Here is a 26,500-nt window from a genome sequence, read left to right on the forward strand (position 1 = left end):
TCTGGAAACCAAAAGCTTGTTTCCGCTGCGATGGGTGTTCATTAATCATGGTCAGGGGATTGGACCGATCTCCCCCACATACTTCCTGGAGTATTCTTTTGAGGATTATTAAATTGACCATGATTATCCGAAATTAATGCTAAGTTCTCCCTCCCGGGGGCGAGCTTGTGGTGGAACCCTTGAAGCAAATAAAACAGAGCTTGGCCCTTGTTGTTGGATCGACAATTATTGCGATTTTCATAATGGAGGCCTTACTGCGTGGTATTGGAATTCCATCTACCCTGAATTCAGGATGGGGGTGGGCAAATTCTGCGGGTAGAAAATTATCTAAATATGATGCGTTAACAACCAATCAATTTGGATATCGAGGACAAAGCATTCACTATCAGACCGAGGACTATGTGGTGTTGCTTGTGGGCGACAGCCAGGTCGAAGCGTATGCTGGCCGGCCGGAACATATGCCTGAACAGTTTCTTCAGGAAATTCTAACTCGTCAGTTGCATCAACCAGTCAAAGTGTTTTCCCTTGCCTCTTCGGGGTGGGGTCAGGATCAACAGCTACTGGCCATACGAGAATATTTCAAGTTGTATAGGGCAGACTTAGTTTTGGTGTGGGCAACCCCAGGAAATGATTTTTGGGAAAATGCCTTTCCTGATAGAAGTGCGACCCAGCAGGCAGGACACTTAAAGCCGACCTTTAGATTGGTCGATCAGAAGCTGTATGGCCCTTATTTCCCATCTGGATCCTATTTACATAATAGTGCCATTGCCCAATTAATAGAGATGGTGATCGCAAACTTACAAGATGAAACATTAGAGCAACGCATTCTTCGTCGTTGGCTTCAAGAAATGCCATCTTCCCATAAAACCCACAAAGCCGAAAATGAACATGCCTGTGAGGGACTGACAGTTATAAATCAAGGAGAGTTTTTTAACACGATATTTGAACTCAACGATAAGATTGGTTACACCATAAGATCCGGACAGGATCTCCTGAACAGCAGGAGTCTCTTTTCTGCCTATATGTTAGATCCATCCAGGCGAGATGAATATCTGGTTGCGATTACTAAAAGTTTATTGCGGCATGTAAAAGAGGAAGTCGAAAAGCATCATTCAAAATTCCTTGTTTTTTATCCTGTTCGAGAAGATTTTGAAAAGCGCGCAATGCAAATGGTTAAATGCGTGGCGGATTCTCAAGGGAATTTTTTTAGAGTATTCTTCGACTATAAAGGCGGGTTGCAAAGGGTGATTTCTTCTGATGACCTTGTGATCTTTGATTTGCCAGGTGGGAACGAAATTGTGGTTTCACCAAGTGATAGGCATTTAAATGATTTTGGAAATGAATTAGCTATGAAAAAACTGAGTCTGATTTTGATAGAGCGTTTCCTCGTCAATCGATGACTATTTTTCCCCATTGAGGCTTTGGTGATCACTTGGTTCCGCAATCCTCCGAACAATAATTGGGGTAATCGAGAATGACAAAACCTGTGGCATGCCGGTGCTCCTCCTTTGTGGAGCCAATGCCGACGGGATTTCCCTACATGACTCCCTGGTTTTACGCTCTTAGCTGCGAAAACCGTTTTTTACTTTCTGCTGAGTAATGGATGTTCACTGCAAGCTCACATTTTATCGGCGGCAAGTGCACCGGATGGGCAGGATAAGAAGAGAATCAACCCGCAGAAGCAAAAAGTGGTATTCATGTCTACAGTCTAGAGATTTCACCAACTGGGTGGGAAGGTTGTCAGGAAGCTTTGTGGAAAATTAGCCCTGGTTGTGACGTAGTAGGATGCCATGACGAATTCAGAATCAAATGAAAGTATGCTGAATACGCCGAAGCTATGCTCCATTATCATTGTGACCTATAATTCCAGCTCCTGCATCGGTACCTGTTTAAGTCCTTTACTCAACATTTCTGATGTTGAGCTGGTGGTTGTGGATAATGATTCGAAGGATGGAACTGCAGCTAAATTGGAGAGAGAATTTCCGCAGGTTACCCTTATTGCCCTTCACGATAATATTGGTTTTGGGCGTGCGTGTAATATCGGGTTGGCGGCTTCGAGCGGATCCTTTGCTCTTTTTTTGAACCCGGACACTATTGCGACGGAAAAGGCCATTCGAACCCTTATCCAATTTTATGAGAAGCATCCTCGAGTAGGAATTGTCGGGGGGCGTCTTGTTGATCCATCGGGCCGGCCTTTGCAATCAATGGGGGATACGCCTTCGTTGACTGGCCTTGTGTTGGATAAGCCGTTGGCCTGGGTGGCGAAGCGTGTAGGGGCTCGAGGGCTCTTTCGTCGAGTGGTAGGCTGGTGTTCGGCAAAATTTTGTCTCCCTCATGAAGCGGAGCCTGTGGCATGGGTATCCGGCGCTTTTCTTTGTTGCCGGCGTTCAATCTGGAATGCCATTGGCGGCTTTGATGAAAAGTTTTTTTTGTATTATGAAGATGTTGATCTGTGCCTCAGGGCCACGCAGGCTGGTTGGGAGGTGTGGCACGTTCCTGAGGCAGTTGTAGAGCATCAGTCCGGAGCTTCCTTTGGGGGCGATCTTTCTAAACAAAAAGAAATTTATTATGTTAATCAATATTATTTTTTCCGGAAACATTTTGGTCGTCCGGTTGCATGGGCCTTGTGGGTTTTTCAGAGTATCTATGCTCGACTAGGTCTGTACCGTGGCCTTGGAACCGATCGAATAGGTCGTGCTCTGCTATAGTGTCTATTCTAAGAATCACAGAAATTTTACTTGGGAAATTGGGGACGTAATGCGGGTCCTCCAAATTGTTGCCGATGGGAAACCAGGTGGAGGAACCACGCATGTTCTACAGATTCTCAAAGGCTTACGGCATGCCGTTTCCTTTCATCTCATTACGGAAGAACAATCATATTTAATGAAAAAAGCCGATGCTCTTGGCATTCCCTGTCAGGGGCTTCGGTTTTTCATGAGTCGGCTCAATCCTGTCATCCCTTTCCAGCTTCGAGCGTTGGTGATGGCCCTTCAACCTGATCTGGTTCATGTCCATGGTGGGCGTGCAGGGTTTTTCTTTACGGTATCTCTCTTGAAAGTCCCGATGGTCTATACCATCCATGGATTTCATTTTATTGAAAAGTCACCAGGAATTCGCTGGATGGCGTTAATGGCGGAACGTTGGAATTTGCGACGTGCGTGTCATTCGATTTTTGTGTCGAAATATGATGTGGGTCTTGCAGAAAATTTTCAAGTATTATCAGCTTGTGCTAAAAGGTCAGTCATCTATCCCGGACTTTCTTTGGGAAACCTTCCACCGCCCTCGCCTCAGGGGCTCCTGCATATTGGATTTATCGGACGATTAGAATATCAGAAGGATCCTCTCCTGTTTGTAGAGATGATGGAGTTCTTGTCTGAGTATTCGGCCACGATTGTTGGTGATGGGGCCTTGGCTCCGATGATCAAACAGGAAATAGCCAGGCGGGGGTTAGGTGGACGGGTTCACATGATGGGGGAATTGTCTCATGGAGAGGCTCTGGAAATTCTCGCTACTTTCAGCGTGGTTATTTTAACCTCCAGGTGGGAAGGCCTGCCGGTTTTGGTCTTAGAATCTATGGGCATGGGAGTTCCGGTTGTGAGCATGAATGTGAGTGGATTGGAAGAAATCATTCATGACGAGGTAAACGGAATGTTGGTAGAGAAAAGGAGCGGAAAAGATCTTGCTGAAAAGGTCAAAATAATCACAAACAATGAGGATCTCAGGATCTCCCTCATCAAGAATGCCCAGGAGACTATACAGGAAAAATTCTCCATCGAAACCATGATGGGTTCGATTCTGGAAATATATCAGGAAATGTCTGCCTCACATGCAGGTCATTGAAGGTCCAAGTGAAAGTTGCGCTGGTTCATGATTGGCTGACAGGTATGCGAGGGGGTGAGCGGTGTCTTGAAGCGTTGTGTGAATTGTTCCCTGATGCGCCAATTTATACACTGTTCCATGTGAAAGGCAGTGTGTCGCAGACGATTGAGCGGCATCCCATTATTTCCAGCTTTCTTAATCGAGTCCCATTTGCAAAGAGTCGATATCGGTATTTGCTCCCTTTCTTTCCTTCAGCCATCCAGCGATTGGAATTCCATCAGTATGATTTAGTGGTCAGTTCGAGCCATTGCGTGGCCAAGGGCATTCGAGTGCCTCGCGAGACCTGTCATATTTCCTACGTTCATACCCCCATGCGGTATATCTGGGATGGATTTGATACCTATTTTGGTAACACAGGAATTTGGGATTTTGGCAAGCTGGGCATGGGCCTTTTTCGAACGCGACTTCAGCGGTGGGATGTGGAATCGAATGCCGATGTGAGTTGTTTTATTGCCAATTCGCAAAACGTAGCAGGACGAATTGCACGCCAGTATGGAAGGGCGGCTTGTGTGGTCTACCCTCCTGTTGATTGGCAGACCTTTCACGTGTCGCATCACCATGAAGGGTTTTACTTGATGGTCACGGCCTTTGCGCCCTACAAAAAAGTCGAGCTGGCCATTGCTGCGGCCAATGAGCTAGGGCTTCCATTGAAAATTATTGGGCAGGGACAAGATGAGAAACGCTTGAGGCGAATGGCCGGTCCAAGTATCGAATTTCTTGGCTGGCAGCCAGACCATCGTGTCAGAAAATTTTACAGCCGGTGCCTGGCCGTTCTCTTCCCCGGTGAAGAGGATTTTGGTATTGTGCCTTTGGAGGCCATGGCGGCTGGGAAACCGGTAATTGCCTATGGAAAGGGTGGAGCTCTTGAAACAATCGTCCCTCTCAATCCTATGCATAAGCCAGGCGAAAATCATTTAGAACATGGTCTTCATGGAAGTGGATCTTCTCCTGTTCCAACGGGGGTCTTTCACTATGAACAGTCGGTCCAAGCCATAATTGAAAGCATTCAGTTGTTCACGCAGCACCTCACAGATTTCAATCCGGATGCAATTCGGGCACATGTTGAACCGTTCGATCGTTCTCATTTTAAGCAACGGATGCAGCAGGTGATCATGTCTCGTTATCGCGAATTCCGTCGTACCCCACCATGTTGAAACGCCACAGTGAATTCTTAAAAAATCTGCTCTTCCTTTCGGACTTGGTTGTGATATGCGTGTGTTGGGTGGTCGCCTACTTCATTCGTTTTTCAGTGCCCCTGTTTCCCATCACCAAAGGCATCCCTCCTATTGACCCGTATCTCTGGCTCCTTTTTCCAATTGTCGCCGTATGGGGAATTTGTTTCTATTCATTTAATCTGTATCGCCCTCGTAGAATGGGCTCTCATCTGGCGGAATTTGTGGACATTGCCAAGGCCAATACGCTGAGTATTCTGATCCTGGTCGCATTGACCTTTTTCTCGAAGCCGTTTGAATTTTCCCGTTTGGTGATCATGTATTTTTGGTTATTGAATCTGGTGGTGTTGGGCTTTTCCCGTATGGTCTTTCGGGAAATTCTCAGGGTTTTCCGGCGAATGGGATACAACCAACGCCAGGTGGTTATTATCGGCGCAGGAAAACTTGGGCAGCGGGTTGGCGATACGCTCAAAATGCATCCCGAACTTGGCCTCCAGGTTCGCGGGTATTTGACCAGGAATGCCGAGAAGGTTGGTCAAGTATTGGACGGGACACCCGTTATCGGAACGTTTGACCAGGCGGCTGATATTTTAACCAGCCAGGTGGACATCGTATTTTTGTGTCTGCCTCCGGAAGTGGAATGTGAAGCTGAGGGACTGATGAAAATCCTGTCTGCCACCACAGCAGGAGTGAAGATCATTCCCTCCATTTATGAGTTTGTGACGTTGCGGGCAGAAGCTGAAATGTTTGAAGGCCTTCCTATTATTACTCTGCAAGGATCTCCTCTTTACGGGTGGAATCTGCTTCTGAAGCGAATGGTTGATATCTGTGGTGCCGCCGTGGCCCTGGTGGTGGCCTCACCAATCGCATTGATGATTGCGGTACTCATTAAGCTCACCTCTCCAGGTCCAGTTTTCTACCGCCAGACTCGTGTTGGCCTCGATGGGAAATCGTTCAATATTGTCAAAATCCGGACTATGCGTATGGATGCCGAAGAAAAGACGGGTCCCGTCTGGGCCAAAGCCCATGACCCACGCAGGACGCCCATCGGGACGTTTCTGCGGCGGACCAGTTTGGATGAATTGCCGCAATTCTGGAATGTTTTAAAGGGAGAGATGAGTATTGTGGGGCCGCGTCCCGAGCGACCGGAGTTTATCGAGAAATTCCGGTCCCAGATTCCCCAATATAACCTGCGTCACACTATGAAAGCCGGAATTACGGGTTGGGCCCAAATTAATGGATTGCGAGGGAATACCTCTTGGGAAAAACGTTTAGCCTACGACATGTATTACATCGAGCATTGGTCCTTATGGCTGGATGTAAAAATTATGATTATGACCCTTTGGAAGGGGTTGATCCATCGGGAGGCGTATTAGCCTTTTCCCTTCGTGTGGCAACGCGGCAGGTCTCCCATGTGCGTCCCTTTGCCAATGGGGTTGAATTTCCCTCCTCGTGATTATCCCTGACATTTCTTTGACCATGCATTTTCTTCATTACGTGCAAGGACGTCAGCGGGCCTTCTCAAGAAAGATTTTGGGCAGATGTCCATCATGACTTTTCGAGTGAAAGAAGCATGAAGGCCCTCATTTTATTCTTGTCCCGGCAGGGATCTCCTGCGGCATGTTAAGAAGTTCAAGGACCTCTTGATCTCCCGCAGCTAATACCATGCCTTGGGATTCAATCCCCATCAGTTTTGCCGGCTTGAGATTTGCCACGACAACAATGGTTCGGCCCACCATTTCTTCTGGGGCATACTTTTTCCCAATTCCAGCCACGATCTGACGCTGTTCTGTTCCGATATCCACCTGGAGCTTGAGCAATTTTTCAGACTTTGGAACACGTTCTGCCGTTAGGACTTTGGCCACCTTCAATTGAACTTTTTGGAAATCGGCAATGCCGATTTGTATCACGTCGGCGGGTGGGGATTGCGGTTGGGTGGATGAAACTGGCTGAGGTGTTTCCATGTGTGTCCTGTTTGGGTGAATAGGCATTTTCTGTTCGGGACTCTTCTGGGAGTCCGATGGACGGGAATCTTTTCTGGGAAATAGCGAAGCGCCTTTACTGGTTTGCCCCGTATAAAGGTATGCTCCCCACCGAGGGAATTCTTGCAACACGGGCGTGGAAAAATCCATCGATAATCCCAGTCGGGTATTCATCGTTTCGGCGATCTGTGGCATAAACGGGTATACGGCCACCGTGAGGAACCGCAAGACCTCCGTGAGATGAAATAGGACCGTGTGCAGGCGAGGGGTATGATCAGGATCTTTGGCCAACATCCACGGAGCGGTCTTATCAATATATTGATTAGCTAACTGGACCAAACCCCACGTAGTTTCCAGTGCGCGATTAAATTCTAAGTGGCCAAGGTGCCTATCAATGGAGGGGAAAAGGGATGAAGCCGCATGCTGGAGTTGACGATCCTGATCGGTTTCGTGTTTGGCGTTGGGTTGGGGAACGCTATTGTTGGAAAAATTGGCCAGCATCGTAAGAGTTCGGGACAGCAGATTGCCAAGATCGTTTGCTAATTCAGCGTTATACCGGCTACCGAATGCCGTGATGGAGAAATCTCCATCCTGGCCGAATGGGACTTCCCTCAACAGAAAATAGCGAAAGGCATCAGCGCCGAATTCTTTGACCACGGCATAGGGATCGACAACATTTCCTCGACTTTTTGACATCTTTTCCCCATTCACCGTCCACCAGCCATGCGCAAAGATGGATTGGGGGAGCGGCAGTTCCAAGCCCATTAACATGGTCGACCAGTACACGGCATGGGTGGTCAGGATATCCTTTCCGACCAGATGGAGCGACGCGGGCCAGAATTTTGAGGTGCTGGGAGTTGCAGCGACGTACTCCAGGGCTGACAGGTAATTCACTAAAGCGTCGAACCATACATAGGCCACGCACTCCCGATCAAATGGTAATTCGATGCCCCACGATAACCGTGACTTGGGTCGGGAAATTGACAGATCCTCAAGGGGCTTTTGCAGAAACCCTAGGACCTCATTGCGACGGGTGTCCGGCTGAATGAAGTCGGGATTTGTCTGGATATGCTCCTTCAACCGGTTCTGAAAGCGACTCATGCGATAAAAATAATTTCGTTCACTGACCTGCTCTACTGGGCGCCGGCAATCCGGGCACAGGCCATTCTCCACATCCTTTTCTGTCCAAAATCGCTCGTCAAAGGTGCAATACCAGCCGGTGTATTCGGCCTGGTAAATCAAGTCTTTGTCATAAAGGACTTGAAGGTAGCGTTGGACGATTGCCTGATGTTGAAGATCGGTGGTGCGAATAAACCCATTGTTAGAAATATGCAATTGCGACCAGAGATTCTTGAACTTCGGCGTGAGGAGGTCACAGTGTGCCTGGGGGTCGATCCCGGCTTTGGCCGCAGACTGTTGGACTTTTTGCCCATGTTCGTCTAATCCGGTGAGGAAAAAAACCTCATGGCCTCTTAGCCGATTAAACCGGGCTAGAACATCAGCCGCGATGGTGGTGTAGGCGTGGCCAATATGAGGCACATCGTTGACATAATAGATGGGAGTGGTGACATAAAACGTGTTGGACATGACAATACATCCTCTGTTAGTTCCGAACCCACATGTGCCACACGACTCGGGTGGTCGCAGAACCGGGGTAAGCAGGTAATTGATAGTTAAGCGAGCCCTGGTGAATGCGAGAATTCCAATTGGTCGTGCAGATGAAAGAAAAATTGTTCCAATCCGATTTGCACATTAAGGTTTCGTTGTTGCCCTCGCTCGAGTTGGTTGAGTTCATGAATTAAGTCCAGAAGTGAAGAAGGGGTGATCTGTAGCGACAACTCGCGAAGCGAGGATTCTTGATCCTGGTACAAAGTGGGAGACAAGGAATGATCCAGGGTCAGCAACAGCAAGTCCCTGAGGCCTGCCCAAAACCAATGAATCGCTTCCTGTACTTGGTTCGATTTGACCAGCCCTTCACTCATATCCATCACCCGTGAAGCCGACGCAGTATGTTCCCCAAATAACAACGCCCAGTACTGACGGATTTTCACCTTTAACTCTGCGGGATCACAGGCCAAAGCTGAACCCAACCGGCCTTCGGCAAATGCTGCGATTAACCGGTTATCCTGGTCTTCCCTGTCCGTCCGTTCCTTCAGGAATTCATAAATGCTGGCAGAGGGCAGCGGGGAAAATCGCAACGTAATGCATCGAGACCGAATCGTTGCCAAAAGGTGCTCCGGGCGGCTGGTGATCAGGAGGAAGAGGCAATGATCTGGCGGATCCTCCAATGTCTTGAGCAAGGCGTTGGCTGCTTCCGTAGTCATTGAGTCGGCCTGATCAATGAGGCAAATCTTATGTGACCCCAGGAGAGGACGATAAATGACCAGATGTTCGATGTCCCGAATTTGATCAATGGTAATTTTAGGATTCTGCTTTTGCATATCTTCAGGTTGAACCAACAAAAAGTCGGGATGGGTGGCTTGGGCGATTTGATAACATGATCGGCAGTGGCCGCAGGCATCTGGTGTTGGTGCGATTTCCGGGACTTCGCAATGGAGATATTGTGCAAGCGCGATAGCGGTGAGTCGTTTCCCAATGGTCGGTTCTCCGTGAAAAAGGTAGGCATGACCCAGATGATTGGTGGAGACCGCTGTTTGGAGCCATTTAATTGGGCGTTGATGCCCGACGAGATCTCGAAACGCCATGCTGAGGGGTCCCTTTCTTCTGGACTCGCTTGATGATGCGTCTGGGTTGAGGAGTGACGTGAGCCAGGCATGTCGATGGCAATGACTGAATGAGGCGTGCCATCATGGATGTAATGAGAGTGTTCAGGATCTCGGGGGATTGCCTGGCATCCAATTTTTGAATGCGTTGGGGGTGCTGTTTAGCGAGGGCGATGAAGCCTCGACGTACTCGTTGATGGAAATCCAAGGATTCCTGGTCAAGCCGATTTTGGTGTCGGGCCTGTTGTCGCCTCGTTAACCCTTCCTGGGTCGGGAGATCGAGTAAAAACGTGAGGTGTGGAGTCAGTCCTTCCGTGGCGAATTGATGGAAATGCTTGAGAAAGGTGATATCACGGTGTCGTCCGTATCCCTGGTAGGCCAGAGTTGAGTCAAAAAACCGGTCACACAGCACAATCATGCCTTTTAGCAGGGCTGGCCGAATCACATGAGCCACATGTTGGGACCGGGCAGCAAAAATTAGAGCTGTTTCGCATTCTGGAGTAATGATTTCCTTATTGGATTTCGTGTGTGAGTGGGAAAGCAGAAGGCGACGAATGGCCTCAGACAATGGAGTTCCTCCAGGCTCACGGGTTTCTAATACCTGATAGCCCTGAGCTCGTAGTGCTCGTGCCAATCGGTGGCATTGTGTGGTCTTTCCAGAGCCTTCTGTGCCTTCGAAGGTGATAAATAACCCTGAAGACAGGCCCTGTTTTCCCGTTGCGTAGTTTCTCGGTTTCATGGAAATTTAACCTGAACGATCCTAGTCTAAGTCATTGAAATTCGCAAGAAAAGTCTTGCAGGAGTCCCATCCTGATTGTAAGATGCGGTAGTATTACGGTGACTTCCTACCTCTCCCGTATAGACCGTGCCTGCTCTATAGGGCGGGTATAAGGCGGATTTTCTCATGAATACCCTGCGCGCCTCTCTCAGACGTTATTTTTTGACAGGCCTGTTGGTAATTACCCCAATTTGGGGAACGATCCTGATTTTAAAAACTCTGTTTGTGACAGTGGATAGTATCCTTGGGACGGCATTAGCGGACCTGGTGTTGCCGGATTATTACTTCCCCGGTCTGGGGATTTTGGCATTATTGCTGTTGATTTTTTCAGCCGGGGTCTTTGCCACAAATTTTTTGGGAAAACGATTGGTCGTCCGGTGGGAAGAAATTTTAGATCGCGTCCCGATTGTACGTGGTATTTATGCCACATTGAAGTCGATGATGGACATCTTATCATTCAAACAACGGGAAAAATATAACAAAGTGGTGATGATTCAATTTCCAAAAGAGGGAAACTATTGTTTGTCGTTTGTTACGGGGGAAACCAGAAAGGAAATTCAGAATCTGGCTCCGGAGCCTCTGGTCCATGTGTTTGTCCCCACATCTCCGAATCCAACCTCTGGCTATTTTCTCCTGGTTCCCGAGAGTGAAATTATTCCTGTGGATATGGGAGTTGAGGAAGCCATGAAGCTGATTGTTTCAGGAGGGTTCTATTCTCCTCCGGATAAATCCTCTAGCATTGAAATTGCAAAAAAACGGGATAGAATGACTCTCAAGGACTCACCAAAAGTACAAACCCCATGAGAAGAGACATTTAACAAAGGGTATGACAGGCATAATGAGTGGTAAAAATAGCACTGCCGCCATGATTCTGGCTGCGGGACAAGGAACCCGGATGAAATCGGCTTTGCCCAAAGTCTTGCATCGTGTGGCCGGTCGTCCCATGCTGTGGTATGCCGCGAACTTAGCTAGGCAAGTGACCACCCAGACCGTTGCCATTGTGGTTGGCCACGGATCGGAAAAGGTCCAGGCCTATCTCGAACAAGAAAAGGCTAATTTTGAGCCGTTTGAAGTGGTGATCCAGGAGAAACAATTGGGGACGGGGCATGCCGTTCAACAGGCGTATCCAGTCTGTACCAGGAACGACGCCAAGCAGGCCGACCAATTCTTAATTCTCAATGGCGATTCCCCCTTATTAACGCAGGCCACTTTGACTTCTCTGGTTGATTATCATCAATCTGAAAAAGCCGGCCTGACAATCTTAACGACGGTCATTCCGGAATCACATGGATACGGGCGGGTGGTTCGCGGGCCATCCGGCGAAATCCGACGTGTTGTCGAGGATCAAGATTGCTCAGCAGAAGAACGAAGTATTCCGGAAATTAATGTTGGAACGTATGTCGTGGATGGCAACTTCCTTGGAAAGGCACTGAGCCAATTGCGTCCGCAAAATGCCCAAGGGGAATATTACATCACCGATATTATTGGAATGGCTGTCCAGCAAGGCCTGAAAGTTGTGGCATGGATAACCAATGATCATTTGGAGACGACTGGGATTAACACAAGAGAACAACTGGCTTTAGCCGAAAAAGAAATGCGACGACGAATTTGCCAGCGTCTCATGTTGTCAGGTGTCACCATGCTGGATCCGGAGCGTGTGATCATTGACGATGGAGTCGAGGTCGGAAGGGACACCAGCCTGTATCCCGGAGTCATTCTTGAAGGCCGGACCGTCATTGGAGCCAATTGCGTTATTCACGGGAATTCGAGGCTGAACAATTGCCGGGTCGGCAATAATGTCCTCATTCAGGATTCGTGCGTCTTGCTGGAAGCCAAAATAGAAGAGGGTGCGGTCATCGGACCCTTTGCGCATTTGCGTCCGGGGAGCCATATTCATCGAAAAGGCAAGGTTGGTAATTTTGTGGAATTGAAACAGACGGAAGTGGGAGAAGGGTCTAAGGTCAATCATTTGAGTTATCTCGGAGATACCATGATTGGCAGGAATGTGAATATCGGCGCCGGGACCATTACCTGCAACTACGATGGATTTCGAAAGGCACGGACACAGATTGAGGACAATGTCTTTATTGGGAGTGATGTGCAATTAATTGCCCCGGTGACGATAGGGGAAGGGGCGTTGATTGCGGCAGGGACCACCGTCACGAAAAATGTTCCGCCCAATGCATTGGGCATTTCTCGAGTCGCGCAAGTCAATAAAGAAGGTACGGCGGCGAAACGGCGAGAAATTCTGGCTTCTTCCTCAGAAAAGGAACATGGTGACCCGGCAGAGCCGTCATTCCGACCGAACCCTCAGGAACAAAAAGGCCCTGTCTAGTGGCCAATTTGATGAACGAAGACGAGCGAAATCTGGCCTGGCTCATGTGTTTTCATCCAGGCTGATCGATACCATCCCGATCTTTCCAATACCATTTGGAAAAAATGATGCGGTGTAAGGAGCGTTAAAGTATGTGTGGAATCATCGGATATGTTGGAGGTGAATCAGCGACCCCTATTTTAGTGGCCGGGCTACAACGGCTGGAATATCGAGGCTACGACTCCGCCGGGATTGCGATTCAACATAATGGAGAGTTGAAAATTCGAAGGACGGTGGGCAAGCTCACCAATCTTCAGGCCGTTTTGCAAAACGGGGCTGTGGCTGGAACAATAGGAATCGGTCATACGCGTTGGGCCACGCATGGTCGGCCATCTGAACAAAATGCCCATCCTCACCGTTCGGGAGAGATTGTTCTCGTCCATAACGGAATCATTGAAAATTTTCTTGATCTTCGCCATCGATTGGAATTAGAAGGCTATCGGTTTGAGTCTGAAACCGACACCGAGGTGATTGCGCACCTCTTGTCCTCGCTCACGATAAAAGGGCATGGGCTTCAAGAGGCAGTCAGATTAATTGCCAATGAGCTCAATGGGAGTTATGCCATTGCCGTAATGTCGCTGGCTGAACCGGGACGCATCGTCGTCAGTCGTTCAGGGTGTCCCCTGGTGATTGGTCAGAATGGAAAAGGAGCCTTTTTGGCCTCTGATGTCACGCCTCTCCTAGCCCATATTCGGGAGGTGGTGTTTCTCGAAGACGGAGATGTGGGCATTTTAGAAGACTCCGGTATCACTATTTTTGATTCCGATGGCCAACCGAAAAGCTTCAACCCTGTTACCATTGATTGGGATGCTGAGGCGGCTGAAAAGGGGGGCTATCCGGATTTCATGATGAAGGAAATTCACGAACAGCCACAAGTGATCATGGATACGCTTCGGGGCCGGTTTCAATATGAAACGGGCGAAGCGGATCTTCCGGATTTGGCCATGACTGACGAGGAGTTGCTTAACGCCAGGCGAATCTGGATCGTGGCGTGTGGGACGTCTTGGCACTCAGGGCTCGTCGGGAAATATTTATTTGAAGAAATGATTCGACGCCCCGTTCAGGTGGATATTGGTTCAGAGTTCCGGTACCGGGAGCCTATGATTCAAAAGGACGATTTGTTTATTGCCATTTCACAATCAGGCGAGACGGCGGACACATTGGCGGCTGCACGGGAAGCCAAGCACCGAGGAGCCCGAGTCCTGGCGATTGTGAATGTGGTGGGAAGTACGCTGGCTCGCGAAGCCGATGGGGTGATTTATACGAGATGTGGTCCTGAGATTAGTGTGGCTTCCACGAAAGCTTTTACCGGGCAGGTGATTGCCCTCTATCTCTTGGCCTTGCATGTGGGACGAGTGCGTCGCACGTTAAGTCCGGAGGAAGGGCGATGGTGGTTGGATCATTTTCTCAAGCTTCCCGGCCAAGTCGAGCATATTCTCAAGCAGGAAGCGTCGATCCAAGCGATTGCCCAGCGGTATTATCAAAAACGAAATTTTTTGTATTTGGGACGGGGGATTAACTATCCCATTGCCCTGGAAGGTGCCTTGAAACTCAAAGAAATCTCTTATATCCATGCCGAGGGATATGCGGCGGGGGAGATGAAACATGGTCCCATTGCATTGATTGATGAGGACATGCCTGTGGTTGTACTATCGCCGAAAGATCGGCTCTACGAAAAGTCTGTCAGTAATCTGATGGAAGTGCGCGCCAGGAGTGCCCCCGTGATTGCATTTGTGACCGAAGGGGATCATGCCTTGGATCAGGTTGCCGATCACGTGTTCGCGATTCCTGCTGTCCATGCCCTCTTGACCCCGATTCTATTTACCGTCGGCCTTCAACTGCTGGCCTATCATATTGCGGTGTTGCGAGGGGTAGATATTGACCGTCCGAGGAATCTTGCCAAGAGTGTGACGGTTGAGTAAGGCGTCCTTCAGACTTCCCACCAGAGTCTTTCCTGCTTGGTTCTCACGGCTTCTATCACGTGGAGAGTATTGAATCATGGAGACCATGATTGTGACCGGAGGCGCTGGTTTTATTGGCGCCAATTTTGTCCGGATGGCCCTTCAAAGGACCGAGGCACGAATTGTCGTTGTGGACAAATTGACGTATGCGGGTCATCGAGAAAATCTTGATGGATTGTGGGACCATCCTCGTCTTGTGTTTATCCAGGCAGATATTGCCGATGCGGGTGAGATGACCAGGATTATGGGTTCATTTTCTCCCAGGTGGTTACTGAATTTTGCCGCTGAATCGCATGTGGACCGGTCTATTGACGACCCCTATCCCTTTATTCATACCAATGTCACGGGTACCCTGGTCTTATTAGACGTGGTCCGGCGATTTCTGAATCAGGGACATCCTGATCATCGCCAACGTTTTCGGTTCCTGCATGTTTCAACTGATGAAGTATATGGGACGTTGGGGCCGACAGGGTTGTTCTCCGAAGAGACCCCTTATGCCCCCAATTCACCCTATGCGGCGTCGAAAGCCAGCGCCGATCATTTGGTGCGGGCTTTTCATCACACGTATGGTCTTCCAATCCTGATGACTAATTGTTCCAATAACTATGGGCCTTATCAATTTCCCGAAAAGCTTATTCCTCTCATGGTCCTGAATGCCTTGGAAGGGAAGCCTCTTCCGATTTATGGGAACGGGCAGAATATACGGGACTGGTTGTTTGTGGAAGACCATTGTGAAGGCCTACTCCTGGTCCTTCAGGAAGGAACGCCTGGAGAAAAATATAACCTGGGCGGGCGATCGGAACGATCGAACCTTGATGTCGTGGACGCCCTATGCCGGATCTTGGAAGAGGTCGCCCCGGGTGGTTCCAATCCTTTTCTGTCTCAACGGGGTATCACACGATACGCAGACCTGAAAGTATTTGTGGCTGACCGTCCCGGGCATGATTTTCGTTATGGCATTGATACCACCAAAGTTCACTCGCAATTGGGGTGGAGCCCACGCCACTCTTTCGAGTCTGGGTTGCAGCAGACGATTGAATGGTATGCTGCCAATCGTCAATGGTGTCACGCTGTGACCACGAACTCCTATCAACGGGAACGACTCGGGTTAGCCTCTGTCCCATCGATATAGGTGTGGAAACGTTCTCTTTTTTTGGCAAGGTAACATGAGAATGATAAAGATATTGGGATGCAAAGGGATACGATGAAGGGAATCATCCTAGCGGGTGGGTCGGGAACCCGACTCTATCCCTTAACCCACGCCGTCAGCAAACAACTCATGCCGGTTTTTGATAAACCGATGATCTATTATCCATTGTCGACTCTCATGCTGGCTGGAATCCGGGATATTTTGGTGATCACCACTCCGCATGAGCAGGAAGGGTTCGTCCGGTTGTTAGGTGATGGCAGTCATCTCGGGTTAACGATCTGCTACCAAGTGCAACCCCGTCCCGAAGGCATTGCGCAAGCCTTTGTGATTGGGCGTGAGTTTATTGGAAAGGATCGGGTGGCGCTCATTCTTGGGGATAATATTTTCTATGGGCATGGGCTGTCTCGCTATCTTCAGGAAGCGGCCTCTCAGGTCACAGGGGCTCAAGTTTTTGCCTACCAGGTACGGGATCCCGAACGATACGGTGTGGTGACCTTTAATGATCACGGCCAAGCCACCAGCCTGGAGGAAAAGCCCTCCTGTCCCAAGTCGCCCTATGCCGTAACCGGGTTATATTTTTATGACAATCGGGTCGTGAGTATCGCCGATTCTCTCAAGCCTTCGGCAAGAAATGAACTAGAAATTACGGATGTGAATAGAACCTATTTAGAAGCCGGATCGCTACAGGTGGGGGTGCTTGGGCGTGGCATTGCCTGGCTGGATACGGGGACTCACGAATCTCTCATGCAAGCCGCCCATTATATTCAAGTTTTACAAGAACGACAGGGCCTGATGGTTTCCTGTCCGGAAGAAATCGCATACAAAATGGGGTACATTCAGGCAGGTGACGTGTTCCGTTTAGCCACGAAAATGAAAGACAACGGGTACGGACAATACTTGTTGCATTTGGTCAATCAGCGGCAGGAGTAACCGGTTATGAAATTTCTCCCAACCCGGCTCCCGGAGGTTCTGATTGTGGAGCCAGATGTGTACCGGGACCAACGCGGATGGTTTTTAGAAACGTATCATATACACAAGTATCAGGAGGCAGGGATTCTGCCTCCATTTGTCCAGGATAATTGCTCATCGTCGGTTCTCGGGACCCTTCGTGGGCTCCATTTTCAAATGACTTCTCCACAAGGGAAGCTCATTCGAGTGATCCGTGGGGAAATTTTTGATGTCGCAGTCGACATTCGAAAGGGGTCTCCGACCTTTGCCTCATGGGTGGGGGTGACCTTATCGGCAGAGGATTTCAGACAAATTTATGTTCCCATGGGGTTTGCCCATGGATTTTGTGTTCTCAGCGAAGTGGCGGAAGTCGAGTATAAATGTACGGATGTCTACGCCCCTGGCGGTGAAGTGACCATTCGATGGAATGATCCCCGTATTGGCATTCAATGGCCGATCGAACAGCCACTTCTCTCTGCAAAGGATGCTGCCGGGCAGGGACTTGACGAACTGTCCGACCAGCTTCCGGATTATCAACCATGAGGCAGAGTCGAATTTTAATCACAGGGGCTCAAGGGCAATTAGGGCAGGCGCTCCAACGGCAATATGCCGACCACGAGGTCACGGCCTGGGACCTCCAGGATTTGGATATCACACAGTTCGAGGAAGTCAGGAAAGCCCTTGATCAACTCCGACCACACATCGTCATCAATGCGGCCGCATTTACGCAGGTGGACGAAGCAGAAGTTAAGCAGGATGCCGCATACCGGGGCAATGCCCTGGGCCCAAGAAATCTTGCCGTGGTGACGAATGACTTGGGAATGACTCTTATTCATTTTTCCACCGATTATGTGTTTGATGGTCGGCAGAATCGGCCCTATCATGAATTTGATCGTACGAATCCTTTAGGCGTCTATGGGCATAGTAAATTAGCCGGTGAAGAGGCTGTGCGGGTCGCGAACCCACGACATTATATTGTGCGGACAGCTTGGCTATACCACACTGTAGGGAAGAACTTCCCCAGTACGATTTGTCGAATGGCGGGCCGAGAGGTCGTGAAAGTCGTCAGCGACCAGTATGGGTCACCGACCTTTGCCCCTCATCTTGCCCAGGCGGTATTCCAATTGGGTGAGACCGATGCGTTTGGGACCTATCATATGGCCGGTACCGGCGGAACGAGTTGGTATGAATTGGCCCAAACACTCTATCAGGCGTTGGATATTCAAACCTCGGTTGTGCCGATAGCGACTGCTCAATTTCCTCGCCCGGCCCGGCGGCCATCCTATGCGGTGCTGACTTCTTTACAGGACCCTTTGATTAAGTTACCGCCCTGGGAAGAGGGCGTTCGCGATTTTGCCAGTCAGTGGAAAGGCTAGGGGTCGTCATTCGTTCTGTGAATCATCTTTTCCCTGATCATCAGCTATCAGAAAGGCATTCCTAAACGATGGGTTACATCGAGGCGGTGGTGCTTGCGGTCATTCAAGGACTCACGGAATTCCTTCCGGTATCCTCATCCGGACATTTAGTTCTGGCTCAACACTGGTTTGGTCATTTTAGTGAGACCAATTTGTTGTATGACATCATGTTGCATCTCGCGACGGTGACTGCGATCCTGGTGTATTTCCGTCAGGATCTCCTCACCTTGGGTTTGGGTTATGTTGGATGGACAACAACCCAAGGCAGCCTGTTTCAAGGATTTGAGCGACGCACCATTCATTATGTTCTGATCGCGTCGATCCCTACGGCGATCATTGGATTAGGTATTCGATCGATCGGTCTTGAAACGCTGGTTCAGCCCTCCATCGTGGCTGTGATGTTGTTGGTTACCGGTGTGATTCTCTGGTTGGGGCACGGGAGAAGTCGTGCCAGGGGTATTCAGGACATGAGCATTCGGGATGCCCTGGCGATTGGCATGGTACAAGGTGTGGCGGTCTTTCCCGGGATTTCCCGGTCCGGATCAACCATAGCCAGCGGAGTGTTGTTGGGGTTGGATCGGGAATTATCGGCCCGGTTTTCTCTTCTGATTTCCATGCCTGCTATTGTGGGGGCAACGATCCTAGAAATTGGGAAAGGAATGGATCAGATTCATGACCCGATAGGCGTTTATCTCGTCGGAATGGTCGTCGCGGCTTTGGTGGGGTATGGATCTATTTCGTTGATTATTAAACTCGTTAGACAGGATCACTTCCATTTATTCGCTTATTATCTGTGGCCACTCGGAATAAGCATCCTTCTTTGGGATTCTTTGAAATAGATCCTGCTGTCTCCTTACCCTCTGTCATTCGCTGTGCTTACATCTCCTCTTCCATGTCCTTCTTTGTTCGGCGTGCCACGCCGGAGTCGATAGCAGCCTGAGAGACCGCCTTAGCGACCTTGGGTACCACCTGTTTGTCGAACACGCTGGGAATGATATATTCCTCACTGAGTGCGGAGTCAGGAATCATCTTGGAGAGGGCATGAGCCGCAGCAATGAGCATCGGTTCATTAATCGTTTTGGATTGCACATCAAGGGCTCCACGAAAGATGCCGGGAAATGACAAGAGATTGTTGCATTGATTGGGATAATCCGATCGCCCGCTGGCATAGACGCGACAGTGGGGAATGGCAGCCTCCGGCAGGATTTCAGGGTCAGGATTGGCTAAGGCAAACACAATGGGATCCTTGGCCATGAGTGCTAAGTCTTCGGGCTTTAAAATGTTGGCTGTGGAAAGACCAATCACCACATGGGCGTCTTTCAGGGCGTCCTGAAGGGTTCCGGTTGGCTGATCATACTGAATGATGCTGCGAAGCGTATGGCGATGTGGCAGAATTTCTTCCACCGGGCGATCCAACACCAGCCCCTGCTTGTCGCATCCCTTGATCCTGCTGACTCCGGCTCCTAAAAGTAATTCACAGCAGGCCGTGCCTGCGGCTCCCAATCCGAGCACCACAACGGTAATTTCATTGATGGTTCGGCGTGTGACTTTTAAGGCATTGAGAAGCGCACCCAAAATGACCACAGCCGTTCCATGCTGGTCATCATGCATGACCGGAATATCCAGTTCGGCTTGCAGTCGTCGCTCAATGTCAAAGCATCGGGGGGCACTAATGTCTTCCAGGTTAATGCCCCCAAATGACGGAGAGATGGCGAGCACCGTCCGGATAATCTCTTCTGAGTCCTGGGTTTTGAGACAGAGAGGCCAGGCATCAATACCGGCAAATTGATGGAACAACATGGCTTTGCCTTCCATGACCGGTAAGGCCGCGAGAGGGCCGAGATTTCCTAAGCCCAATATGGCCGATCCGTCTGTCACGACAGCAATGCTGTTACTTTTCGTCGTAAAGGAATAGGCTTTTTTTTCATCCGCGGCAATAGCTTTGACGACGCGCCCGACTCCAGGCGTATAGACCATGGACAGAGTATTTCGGGTTTTGACCGGGAACTTGCTTTCCACCCGGATTTTCCCGCCTAAATGCATGAGGAAAATCCGATCCGATGAGGCGATGACCCGAACATCCGCTAACGAATTCAGGCGTTTCATGACCCGTTCGCCATGTTCTTCACTCTGGACATCCAGAGTAATATCCCGGATCACTTTGGTGCGAGTGGCCGAGACCATATCGTACGCGCCCAAGCTGGCACCCTCTTCTGCGATGGCGGTGGCTAATTGGGCAAAGACGCCGGTGCGTTGAGTCAATTCTAATCGCACGGCCATCCGGTAATTGGAATAGGGGCCGATATCTTGTGAGGAACTTTGCCCATTTTGCTGTCGCTTAAAAAAATTCCACACCAAGGAGTCCCTCCTCTTCAGTTGCGCAATGGATCAATTTTGATCGCGTTACCCATAAGCTCCAGACCTTTTTCTTATATTGTATCGGATTATTCAAGTTAGGGGTATGTGCGGGAGACTGAACAAGGCCATTACTATTGGTGGGAGCTCGTTTAAGGAATGAAGGAATAAGGACGGGGTTCCTCCGGGGAGGTGAGCCAAAATTACAGCGCGCGCTCCGTAGGGCGTGACCTTACATTCGGCAATAGGGCCCAAAAACGCGCAGCCCGGGGCGTGGTCCGTGCGAAACCTTTCGATGCGCGCCAAACCTAGCGGCGGCGCAACCCGGGTTGCTCAGACAACGCCCGCCATAATTCTGGATTGAGCTCCGCGTCTCGGCCATGCCAAAAGGCCGATATAATTGTGAATAACAATAGAGTAGGTCAGTGAGATAGCTAGTAGCCTATGTCATACTCCCAGGACGGGAGGTATGAAGTGTATCCGTGGCGGGTGCGGTATGGTTTGTTTTGGCAGGGTGCCGATCATGGTATCTTCTCTGGTAGTTAAAATAAGTAACTTTTTTGTATTTGTGAACCCTCTCTTATGGAATCAGATAATACAGTCGAGCTCCTCCCAGATACCCGCCCGGCCCTTCAAGAAGAAATTCAATTCTCCGGTTGGCTGACCGGCCTGTGTCTGTTGTTCTGCGCAGGGGGGCTGGGATTGCTCTTTTGGGCGGTGACGCTTTCCGATGATGTGCGCCTGGCATCACCTGCAAGCCGTGATCTTGAGCGGATCGCCAGTCGGATGTTGGGTTTTGAATCTCGCCTGCCTGAACTCTCCTCGTTTGAACAGGTGATGTACCATTTGGGGGGACAGGACGGGGAGACGCTGGGGCAAATCCAACTTTGGTATGAAGAAAGGGTGGATGATCAATCCTCACCATTGGATAAATTGTATTTGGGCATGCTCTATGGCGAAGCCGGGTTGACCGACCAATTCAAGCAGTTTGTGATGAGTTGGAGTATGGAGCACAATTCGCCTGCTCTTTTTCGTCGATTGTTGGAAGTGGGATATGGGCAGAGCCAAACGTCACCTGCTGAGTATGTCTTCTTGCAGGCGCAGTTAGCCGAGGAGGTCCCCGCAAATTGGTTTTACTTTCATCTTGCGCGACGAATAGCCGTTCAGGCCGGTGATCAAGATTTACAGGAAAATCTGCAATTACAAGAGTATCAGTTGACCGACCCCCCATTATGGAGATGGCGCGTGTTATTGATGGGTGAGGTTGTGGTGATTGGGTTTGGGGTGGTGTTCTTTCTTCGTCTGGGTTTCGTTCGCTTGAAAGGCCGGAGTTCCCAGTCCCAAACCGACTTCGCTGCCTGGCGCATTCCCTGGACCTTCCGGGAGGGTATCGCGGTTTTAGCCCGTGGAGGTGCCCTGACGATTCTGTTGATGGGGCTGGTGGCGGTGATGCCTGATGGCATAGAAATTATTGAAGATTTCGGGATTGCTTTACTGTATCTTCCTCCCGTCGTCCTGACCGCTATGCTGTTGTGCCGAACCAGGAAACAATCGTTGCTACAGGTGGTGGGCTGTTCGAATGTGTGGCAACGTTTGAAATCCGGTCTGCCATTGATCGTGATGTTGGTGACGCTTGGCCTTGTTGGGGACTGGCTGATTATGCTCGGGGGGGATGCGTTTCAATCTTCGGTCCATTGGACAGAATGGTTTGTCCCGCAGCTGATTTGGGGAACGAGGATGGAACTCATCAAAACCACAATCGACTTTGTTCTTCTGGCGCCCTTTTTCGAAGAACTCATTTTCCGGGGAATTCTCTATACGACCCTTCGAACCAAATTCAGTTTTCCCCTCTCCATGGTCGCAAGTGGATTGATTTTCGCCTTGGCCCATGGCTATGGGCTGATCGCGTTTCTGACGGTTTTCTGGAGTGGGTTGTTGTGGGCATGGGCCTACGAACGAACCGGGAGTGTGATTCCCGGCATGGTGGCGCATGCCGTCAATAACGGGGTGGTGGTGTATTCTCTGGTCTCATTTTTCCGCTAACAATGATCAGGGAGCTGTTTGTTGTGAGGTGTTGTCATGATGATGGATGCCGTTCAATGTCGTCCAAGGCCTGATAGAGATCAGGAAATCGAATGGTATAGTGAAGGGTAGTGAGGAGTTTGTGAATGGAGACCTGTTTGCCGCCTTCCCGAGGAGGCGTGAGTGGGGGAATGGGCATGCTCCACTTTTCTGACGCAATTGAGAAAATCTCCGACCAGGTCCGTGGGGTCCCATCGCTAGCCAGATACGTGGTCCCGTTCTGAGCCCGTTCCAGGGCTCGCAAACAGATGCCTGCCGCATCTTCTACATGGAGGAGATTGACCCATTTTGGAGTATTGCGAATCCTGCCTTTTCTCATCCAATCCAACACATGACGGCCTGGCCCGTATAATCCTGCCAGTCGAATGACCACAGCGCCCAGTTGTGTCCGGAGATATTCTTCTCCTTGGACCCGAGGAAGGTCCATGTTGACCGGAGTCTGTTCCGTGACGGCTTCGCAGTTCGTGCCATAGGCGGATGTGCTTCCCATCACCAGAATTCTACCGGACTCCTTGGGACGGCTGCTGAAGAATTTCTGAACCACATTCAATGGCGTTGCAGGAAAACACCAGATGAGATGGGCCGGGCTGGGAATGGATCGCCAGGTTTCAGGCCGGGTCAGGTCAAAATGAATTCGATGTGCAGGTGAAATATCCGAGAGATGGACATCCGGCATTCGGCTTGTCGCGAAAACGATCCATCCTGCTTCACAAGCCTGGTGATAGATTCGTCGACCGGTATAGCCCGTGCCAAGAATGACGAGTGGATCATGGTAAAGGGAATTATGGCTCAAGGAAGAGGTCTTATCCGAATGTGTGATTGGGAAGAGAAATTTTTCAAAAGCCAGGGCTTACCCTGATTGGGGCTTGCTGGAATTCCGACATTATTCATTCTGTTCTGAGACATATTGTTGGGCGTATCGGATGTAGTTTGCGGCAGATTCTTTGATCCACTGCACTTCAGCATCCGTCAACAGGCGTTTCACTTTAGCCGGAGACCCCATGACCAGGCTCCTCGAAGGGATGTGGATATTCCTCGTAATTAAGGCTCCAGCACCAATGACACAGTCTTCTTCGATCACGGCTCCATCCATGATAATAGTGCCCATACCAATCAGCACCCGATCATGTACCGTGCATCCATGGAGGACCACATGATGGCCCACGGTGATGTCATCGCCAAGAGTCAGGGGATGGGTGTCATGGGTGACGTGCAACAGGCAGAGGTCTTGAATATTGGTCCGATGGCCAATACGGATAGAATGCACGTCCCCGCGTACGACGGCATGAAACCAGACGCTCGATTCCGATCCGATGGCCACATCCCCGATGACGACGGCCGTGTCTTCGATAAACGCGCTGGTTGCGACAGTTGGGGCAATCCCTCGATAGGTTCTTAACATGAGCGCGGTCCTTTCGCCGAATAGCGTATCTCCATGTGAGGACGTGAGGTGAAGGTTAGAGGCGAATGAGCATGGCGCCGATTGCCAGTCCGGTAAGAACAATGAGGATGGTGAGGTACGCCGCCACGCTTCGGTCTGAGAGCCAATCGGTTTGCCAATGTTTGGGATACGTGGTTTTTCCCGAAAACATCCCGTCCTCTTCGTACAGTCCCATTCCCCTCTCGAGTTCAATTAATTGTTGTTTGGCCATTCGGTGTCGAGTGGCTTGTTGAAGGATCAGATAGATCACAAATCCTGACAAAATGACCACACCGGAAATCGTTAACCATCGCATGGTGGAGTCGGGGTGTCCAGGGGACACCACCGCGATGATCATGATCAAGAACACTAATATGGTATTGTGGAATACCGACAACCGGCTCATGTATTCCCGCCGCCGGAGCACCTCGTTTTTAAATAACGGATAGAGCATACGAATGGTTTCGAGTTGCCCTTGGGATAATTCCCGGTTGGTGTGTGGCGGGTCAGGCATGCATCGGGTCCGGCCACCTCACGAGAGAGGCAGATGAGCGATCATCCACTTGGCCAAATGGGTGGTCATGAGACGAAAATCTTCAGGCCGTCCGAATTGATGGTTTGCACCGGGAATGAGGCGAAAATCCTTGGGCACGCTCAGAGACGTCAGTAATTGATCAATCTGATGGACGGGAATGATTTCGTCTTGATCCCCATGCACAATCAGTGTGGGGGCTTGAATGCGCGAAGCTGAGTTGTAACCGTTATAGGTGAGACATTCCTCGAAAAAGGCATACGGCAAAGGTGTCGGAAGATCGCCACCGAAGACGTCGGGTATGTGGTCGGTGCGTTTCCATCGGTCCATGGCGTCTGCTCCCAATTCCAGGCGAAGCACTTCCGAAAAATCAACCACGGGGCACTTCAGGCCCAGGGCCTGGAGGAGAGGATACCGAGGGGCAGAAAGGATGGCCATGAATCCACCAAAGCTGGATCCAATGAGTCCGAGAGCCTTCATGGATCTTTCTGTGAGAAAGCTGACGGCCGCATCCAGTTGCTCCTCACATTTTTGAATGCGGAGGTGTGACAGGGGCTCCGGTGAGTCACCCATGCCATACCAATCGAATCGAAGCGTCGCGATGGATTGAGGAATGAGAAGGTCCGTCAGCCGCCGGTTGGTTCGACTGTTTTTATCGGAGGGAAATCCATGACAAAGGATTACCGCTCGATTTGTGGAGGCTGCCGGTTGAGCGAAAATCCCTGTTGTCACGATGCCGGATGAGCCGGTAAAGCTGACAGGAGCTTCAGTCCTCCCATCCCAGCTGTCTGTGGGCGATGCGGTCTCCACGGGTTGGCTAAGCTTGCAGAAAGTAGAAGTGGTCGGTCGGGCCATTTCCCCGGCCAAGAGGAAGGCCGTGACGAATGGCCTCAGTCGTATAGTGTTTCGCGGCCTCAATCGCGTCGGAGATGGGTTTCCCCTTGGCCAGGTTGGCGGCAATGGCAGAGGCCAGGGTACAACCGGTTCCGTGAGTCGTATTCGTCTGAATAAATTCTCCCTTAAACATGCGGAAAAACCTGCCGTCGAAGAGTAAGTCGGTTCCCGGCTGTTCCAGCAGGTGCCCGCCCTTGATCAGGACATGTTGGCAGCCGAATTGATGAATGACTTTCGCAGCCTCTCTGGCATGGGCCAGAGTCTTAATGGAGAGGCCGGATAACATCTCGGCTTCGGCAATATTTGGGGTCAGAAGGGAAGCCTGAGGAAGCAATTCGGTTTTCAGTGTGGCCATCGCTTCTTGTTCCAGGAGTGGAAATCCTCCTTTCGCCACCATAACCGGATCAACAACCAGGTGCTCGAGAGGTTGTTTGGCCAGATGCCGACTGACGGTTGTGATGATGTCGGAGGTCGCCAACATCCCGGTTTTAATCACGGTGACAGGAATATCGGAAAAGAGCGCATCGAGTTGTGCGGTAATAATCGAGATAGGCAAATGAAAAACATCAGAAACGCCGCACGTATTTTGTGCGGTAATGGACGTCACCACCGACATCCCGAACACTCCGTTCGCGGACATGGCTTTGAGATCGGCTTGTATACCGGCCCCTCCACTACAATCAGAGCCGGCGATGGTGCAAACAGCGTTTTTCATGAGTGTCAGCGAATGAAGAGTGTGCGGACGAACGGTGAGTTTAGCATGTCATATTCTGATGATCCAGGGATGCCGCATTCCAGTGATTGGTGAGCATGGAAATCCTGCTGTTCCAGCTTA

23 protein-coding genes are annotated in these 26,500 nt (G+C 50.2%); 14 read left to right on the forward strand and 9 right to left on the reverse strand.

Annotated elements, in window-relative coordinates; all coding sequences use genetic code 11:
* Positions 1 to 179 precede the first annotated feature (179 nt).
* The 5 genes from PP769_RS09085 (at position 180) to PP769_RS09105 (ending at position 6,427) form a co-directional block, all read left to right on the forward strand.
* Positions 180 to 1,400, forward strand: coding sequence for a hypothetical protein (locus tag PP769_RS09085; RefSeq protein WP_312646778.1), 1,221 nt, complete (start codon positions 180 to 182; stop codon positions 1,398 to 1,400).
* Between the two features lie 390 nt (positions 1,401 to 1,790).
* On the forward strand, positions 1,791 to 2,708 hold the full coding sequence (locus tag PP769_RS09090; RefSeq protein ID WP_312646779.1) for a glycosyltransferase family 2 protein: 918 nt from the start codon (positions 1,791 to 1,793) through the stop codon (positions 2,706 to 2,708).
* A 49-nt stretch (positions 2,709 to 2,757) separates the two neighbouring features.
* A complete protein-coding gene (locus tag PP769_RS09095) occupies positions 2,758 to 3,840 on the forward strand; it encodes a glycosyltransferase (RefSeq protein ID WP_312646780.1) in 1,083 nt (360 codons plus the stop codon).
* Between the two features lie 8 nt (positions 3,841 to 3,848).
* On the forward strand, positions 3,849 to 5,033 hold the full coding sequence (locus PP769_RS09100; RefSeq protein ID WP_312646781.1) for a glycosyltransferase: 1,185 nt from the start codon (positions 3,849 to 3,851) through the stop codon (positions 5,031 to 5,033).
* On the forward strand, positions 5,027 to 6,427 hold the full coding sequence (locus tag PP769_RS09105; RefSeq protein WP_312646782.1) for an undecaprenyl-phosphate glucose phosphotransferase: 1,401 nt from the start codon (positions 5,027 to 5,029) through the stop codon (positions 6,425 to 6,427). The genes PP769_RS09100 and PP769_RS09105 overlap by 7 nt, the downstream gene beginning before the upstream one ends.
* A 207-nt stretch (positions 6,428 to 6,634) precedes the next feature.
* Here the strand turns inward: PP769_RS09105 and metG are convergent, their stop codons facing one another.
* The 3 genes from metG to tmk form a co-directional block, all read right to left on the reverse strand.
* On the reverse strand, positions 6,635 to 8,620 hold the full coding sequence (metG, locus tag PP769_RS09110) for a methionine--tRNA ligase (protein ID WP_312646784.1): 1,986 nt from the start codon (positions 8,618 to 8,620) through the stop codon (positions 6,635 to 6,637).
* A gap of 86 nt (positions 8,621 to 8,706) precedes the next feature.
* On the reverse strand, positions 8,707 to 9,738 hold the full coding sequence (gene holB, locus PP769_RS09115) for a DNA polymerase III subunit delta' (protein WP_312646785.1): 1,032 nt from the start codon (positions 9,736 to 9,738) through the stop codon (positions 8,707 to 8,709).
* Positions 9,698 to 10,495: a dTMP kinase gene (gene tmk, locus PP769_RS09120; RefSeq protein ID WP_312646786.1), complete on the reverse strand. Its 798-nt coding sequence runs from the start codon at positions 10,493 to 10,495 to the stop codon at positions 9,698 to 9,700. The genes holB and tmk overlap by 41 nt, the downstream gene beginning before the upstream one ends.
* Positions 10,496 to 10,660: 165 nt before the next feature.
* Between tmk and PP769_RS09125 the strand changes: the two genes are divergently transcribed.
* From PP769_RS09125 to PP769_RS09160, 8 genes are all read left to right on the forward strand, one after another.
* Positions 10,661 to 11,338: a DUF502 domain-containing protein gene (locus tag PP769_RS09125; protein WP_312646787.1), complete on the forward strand. Its 678-nt coding sequence runs from the start codon at positions 10,661 to 10,663 to the stop codon at positions 11,336 to 11,338.
* A gap of 34 nt (positions 11,339 to 11,372) precedes the next feature.
* On the forward strand, positions 11,373 to 12,869 hold the full coding sequence (gene glmU / locus PP769_RS09130; RefSeq protein WP_312646788.1) for a bifunctional UDP-N-acetylglucosamine diphosphorylase/glucosamine-1-phosphate N-acetyltransferase GlmU: 1,497 nt from the start codon (positions 11,373 to 11,375) through the stop codon (positions 12,867 to 12,869).
* A 131-nt stretch (positions 12,870 to 13,000) separates the two neighbouring features.
* On the forward strand, positions 13,001 to 14,830 hold the full coding sequence (gene glmS / locus PP769_RS09135; RefSeq protein WP_312646789.1) for a glutamine--fructose-6-phosphate transaminase (isomerizing): 1,830 nt from the start codon (positions 13,001 to 13,003) through the stop codon (positions 14,828 to 14,830).
* Positions 14,831 to 14,906: 76 nt separating this feature from the next.
* Positions 14,907 to 16,001 (forward strand): dTDP-glucose 4,6-dehydratase, encoded by a 1,095-nt coding sequence (rfbB, locus tag PP769_RS09140; RefSeq protein ID WP_312646790.1) that lies wholly within the window; start codon positions 14,907 to 14,909, stop codon positions 15,999 to 16,001.
* 72 nt (positions 16,002 to 16,073) lie between these two features.
* Positions 16,074 to 16,949 carry a glucose-1-phosphate thymidylyltransferase RfbA gene (gene rfbA, locus PP769_RS09145; RefSeq protein ID WP_312646791.1) on the forward strand — a complete coding sequence of 292 codons (876 nt, stop codon included), beginning with the start codon at positions 16,074 to 16,076 and terminating at the stop codon, positions 16,947 to 16,949.
* 6 nt (positions 16,950 to 16,955) lie between these two features.
* A complete protein-coding gene (gene rfbC / locus PP769_RS09150; protein ID WP_312646792.1) occupies positions 16,956 to 17,510 on the forward strand; it encodes a dTDP-4-dehydrorhamnose 3,5-epimerase in 555 nt (184 codons plus the stop codon).
* Positions 17,507 to 18,343, forward strand: a complete 837-nt coding sequence (rfbD, locus tag PP769_RS09155) for a dTDP-4-dehydrorhamnose reductase (RefSeq protein WP_312646793.1) — start codon at positions 17,507 to 17,509, stop codon at positions 18,341 to 18,343. The genes rfbC and rfbD overlap by 4 nt, the downstream gene beginning before the upstream one ends.
* A gap of 68 nt (positions 18,344 to 18,411) precedes the next feature.
* On the forward strand, positions 18,412 to 19,221 hold the full coding sequence (locus PP769_RS09160) for an undecaprenyl-diphosphate phosphatase (protein ID WP_312646794.1): 810 nt from the start codon (positions 18,412 to 18,414) through the stop codon (positions 19,219 to 19,221).
* Between the two features lie 37 nt (positions 19,222 to 19,258).
* Here PP769_RS09160 and PP769_RS09165 read toward each other — a convergent pair whose 3' ends face one another.
* Positions 19,259 to 20,737, reverse strand: coding sequence for an NAD-dependent malic enzyme (locus PP769_RS09165; RefSeq protein ID WP_312647046.1), 1,479 nt, complete (start codon positions 20,735 to 20,737; stop codon positions 19,259 to 19,261).
* A 582-nt stretch (positions 20,738 to 21,319) separates the two neighbouring features.
* Here PP769_RS09165 and PP769_RS09170 point away from each other — a divergent pair.
* The gene (locus PP769_RS09170) at positions 21,320 to 22,780 is read left to right on the forward strand and encodes a CPBP family intramembrane glutamic endopeptidase (RefSeq protein ID WP_312646795.1); all 1,461 of its coding nucleotides are present in this window, start codon (positions 21,320 to 21,322) and stop codon (positions 22,778 to 22,780) included.
* 34 nt (positions 22,781 to 22,814) lie between these two features.
* Here PP769_RS09170 and PP769_RS09175 read toward each other — a convergent pair whose 3' ends face one another.
* The 5 genes from PP769_RS09175 to thiD form a co-directional block, all read right to left on the reverse strand.
* On the reverse strand, positions 22,815 to 23,612 hold the full coding sequence (locus PP769_RS09175) for a Rossmann-fold NAD(P)-binding domain-containing protein (protein WP_312646796.1): 798 nt from the start codon (positions 23,610 to 23,612) through the stop codon (positions 22,815 to 22,817).
* Positions 23,613 to 23,702: 90 nt separating this feature from the next.
* Positions 23,703 to 24,221: a gamma carbonic anhydrase family protein gene (locus PP769_RS09180; RefSeq protein ID WP_312646797.1), complete on the reverse strand. Its 519-nt coding sequence runs from the start codon at positions 24,219 to 24,221 to the stop codon at positions 23,703 to 23,705.
* A 55-nt stretch (positions 24,222 to 24,276) separates the two neighbouring features.
* On the reverse strand, positions 24,277 to 24,753 hold the full coding sequence (locus tag PP769_RS09185) for a hypothetical protein (protein ID WP_312646798.1): 477 nt from the start codon (positions 24,751 to 24,753) through the stop codon (positions 24,277 to 24,279).
* Between the two features lie 18 nt (positions 24,754 to 24,771).
* Entirely contained in the window at positions 24,772 to 25,626 is an 855-nt protein-coding gene (locus PP769_RS09190; RefSeq protein WP_312646799.1) for an alpha/beta hydrolase family protein, read from the reverse strand.
* Positions 25,589 to 26,380, reverse strand: coding sequence for a bifunctional hydroxymethylpyrimidine kinase/phosphomethylpyrimidine kinase (thiD, locus tag PP769_RS09195; RefSeq protein ID WP_312646800.1), 792 nt, complete (start codon positions 26,378 to 26,380; stop codon positions 25,589 to 25,591). The genes PP769_RS09190 and thiD overlap by 38 nt, the downstream gene beginning before the upstream one ends.
* Positions 26,381 to 26,500 lie beyond the last annotated feature (120 nt).

It is taken from the genome of Candidatus Nitrospira allomarina, from assembly GCF_032050975.1.
Lineage (GTDB): Bacteria > Nitrospirota > Nitrospiria > Nitrospirales > UBA8639 > Nitrospira_E > Nitrospira_E allomarina.

Excerpts from the sequence above, each read along its gene's own strand:
- PP769_RS09090 (WP_312646779.1), top strand. The coding sequence starts at position 1,791 with ATGACGAATTCAGAATCAAATGAAAGTATGCTGAATACGCCGAAGCTA.
- PP769_RS09095 (WP_312646780.1), top strand. The coding sequence starts at position 2,758 with ATGCGGGTCCTCCAAATTGTTGCCGATGGGAAACCAGGTGGAGGAACC.
- PP769_RS09105 (WP_312646782.1), top strand. The coding sequence starts at position 5,027 with ATGTTGAAACGCCACAGTGAATTCTTAAAAAATCTGCTCTTCCTTTCG.
- metG (WP_312646784.1), bottom strand. The coding sequence starts at position 8,620 with ATGTCCAACACGTTTTATGTCACCACTCCCATCTATTATGTCAACGAT.
- holB (WP_312646785.1), bottom strand. The coding sequence starts at position 9,738 with ATGGCGTTTCGAGATCTCGTCGGGCATCAACGCCCAATTAAATGGCTC.
- tmk (WP_312646786.1), bottom strand. The coding sequence starts at position 10,495 with ATGAAACCGAGAAACTACGCAACGGGAAAACAGGGCCTGTCTTCAGGG.
- PP769_RS09125 (WP_312646787.1), top strand. The coding sequence starts at position 10,661 with ATGAATACCCTGCGCGCCTCTCTCAGACGTTATTTTTTGACAGGCCTG.
- glmU (WP_312646788.1), top strand. The coding sequence starts at position 11,373 with ATGAGTGGTAAAAATAGCACTGCCGCCATGATTCTGGCTGCGGGACAA.
- glmS (WP_312646789.1), top strand. The coding sequence starts at position 13,001 with ATGTGTGGAATCATCGGATATGTTGGAGGTGAATCAGCGACCCCTATT.
- rfbB (WP_312646790.1), top strand. The coding sequence starts at position 14,907 with ATGGAGACCATGATTGTGACCGGAGGCGCTGGTTTTATTGGCGCCAAT.
- rfbA (WP_312646791.1), top strand. The coding sequence starts at position 16,074 with ATGAAGGGAATCATCCTAGCGGGTGGGTCGGGAACCCGACTCTATCCC.
- rfbC (WP_312646792.1), top strand. The coding sequence starts at position 16,956 with ATGAAATTTCTCCCAACCCGGCTCCCGGAGGTTCTGATTGTGGAGCCA.
- rfbD (WP_312646793.1), top strand. The coding sequence starts at position 17,507 with ATGAGGCAGAGTCGAATTTTAATCACAGGGGCTCAAGGGCAATTAGGG.
- PP769_RS09160 (WP_312646794.1), top strand. The coding sequence starts at position 18,412 with ATGGGTTACATCGAGGCGGTGGTGCTTGCGGTCATTCAAGGACTCACG.
- PP769_RS09170 (WP_312646795.1), top strand. The coding sequence starts at position 21,320 with ATGGAATCAGATAATACAGTCGAGCTCCTCCCAGATACCCGCCCGGCC.
- PP769_RS09180 (WP_312646797.1), bottom strand. The coding sequence starts at position 24,221 with ATGTTAAGAACCTATCGAGGGATTGCCCCAACTGTCGCAACCAGCGCG.
- PP769_RS09185 (WP_312646798.1), bottom strand. The coding sequence starts at position 24,753 with ATGCCTGACCCGCCACACACCAACCGGGAATTATCCCAAGGGCAACTC.
- PP769_RS09190 (WP_312646799.1), bottom strand. The coding sequence starts at position 25,626 with ATGGCCCGACCGACCACTTCTACTTTCTGCAAGCTTAGCCAACCCGTG.
- thiD (WP_312646800.1), bottom strand. The coding sequence starts at position 26,380 with ATGAAAAACGCTGTTTGCACCATCGCCGGCTCTGATTGTAGTGGAGGG.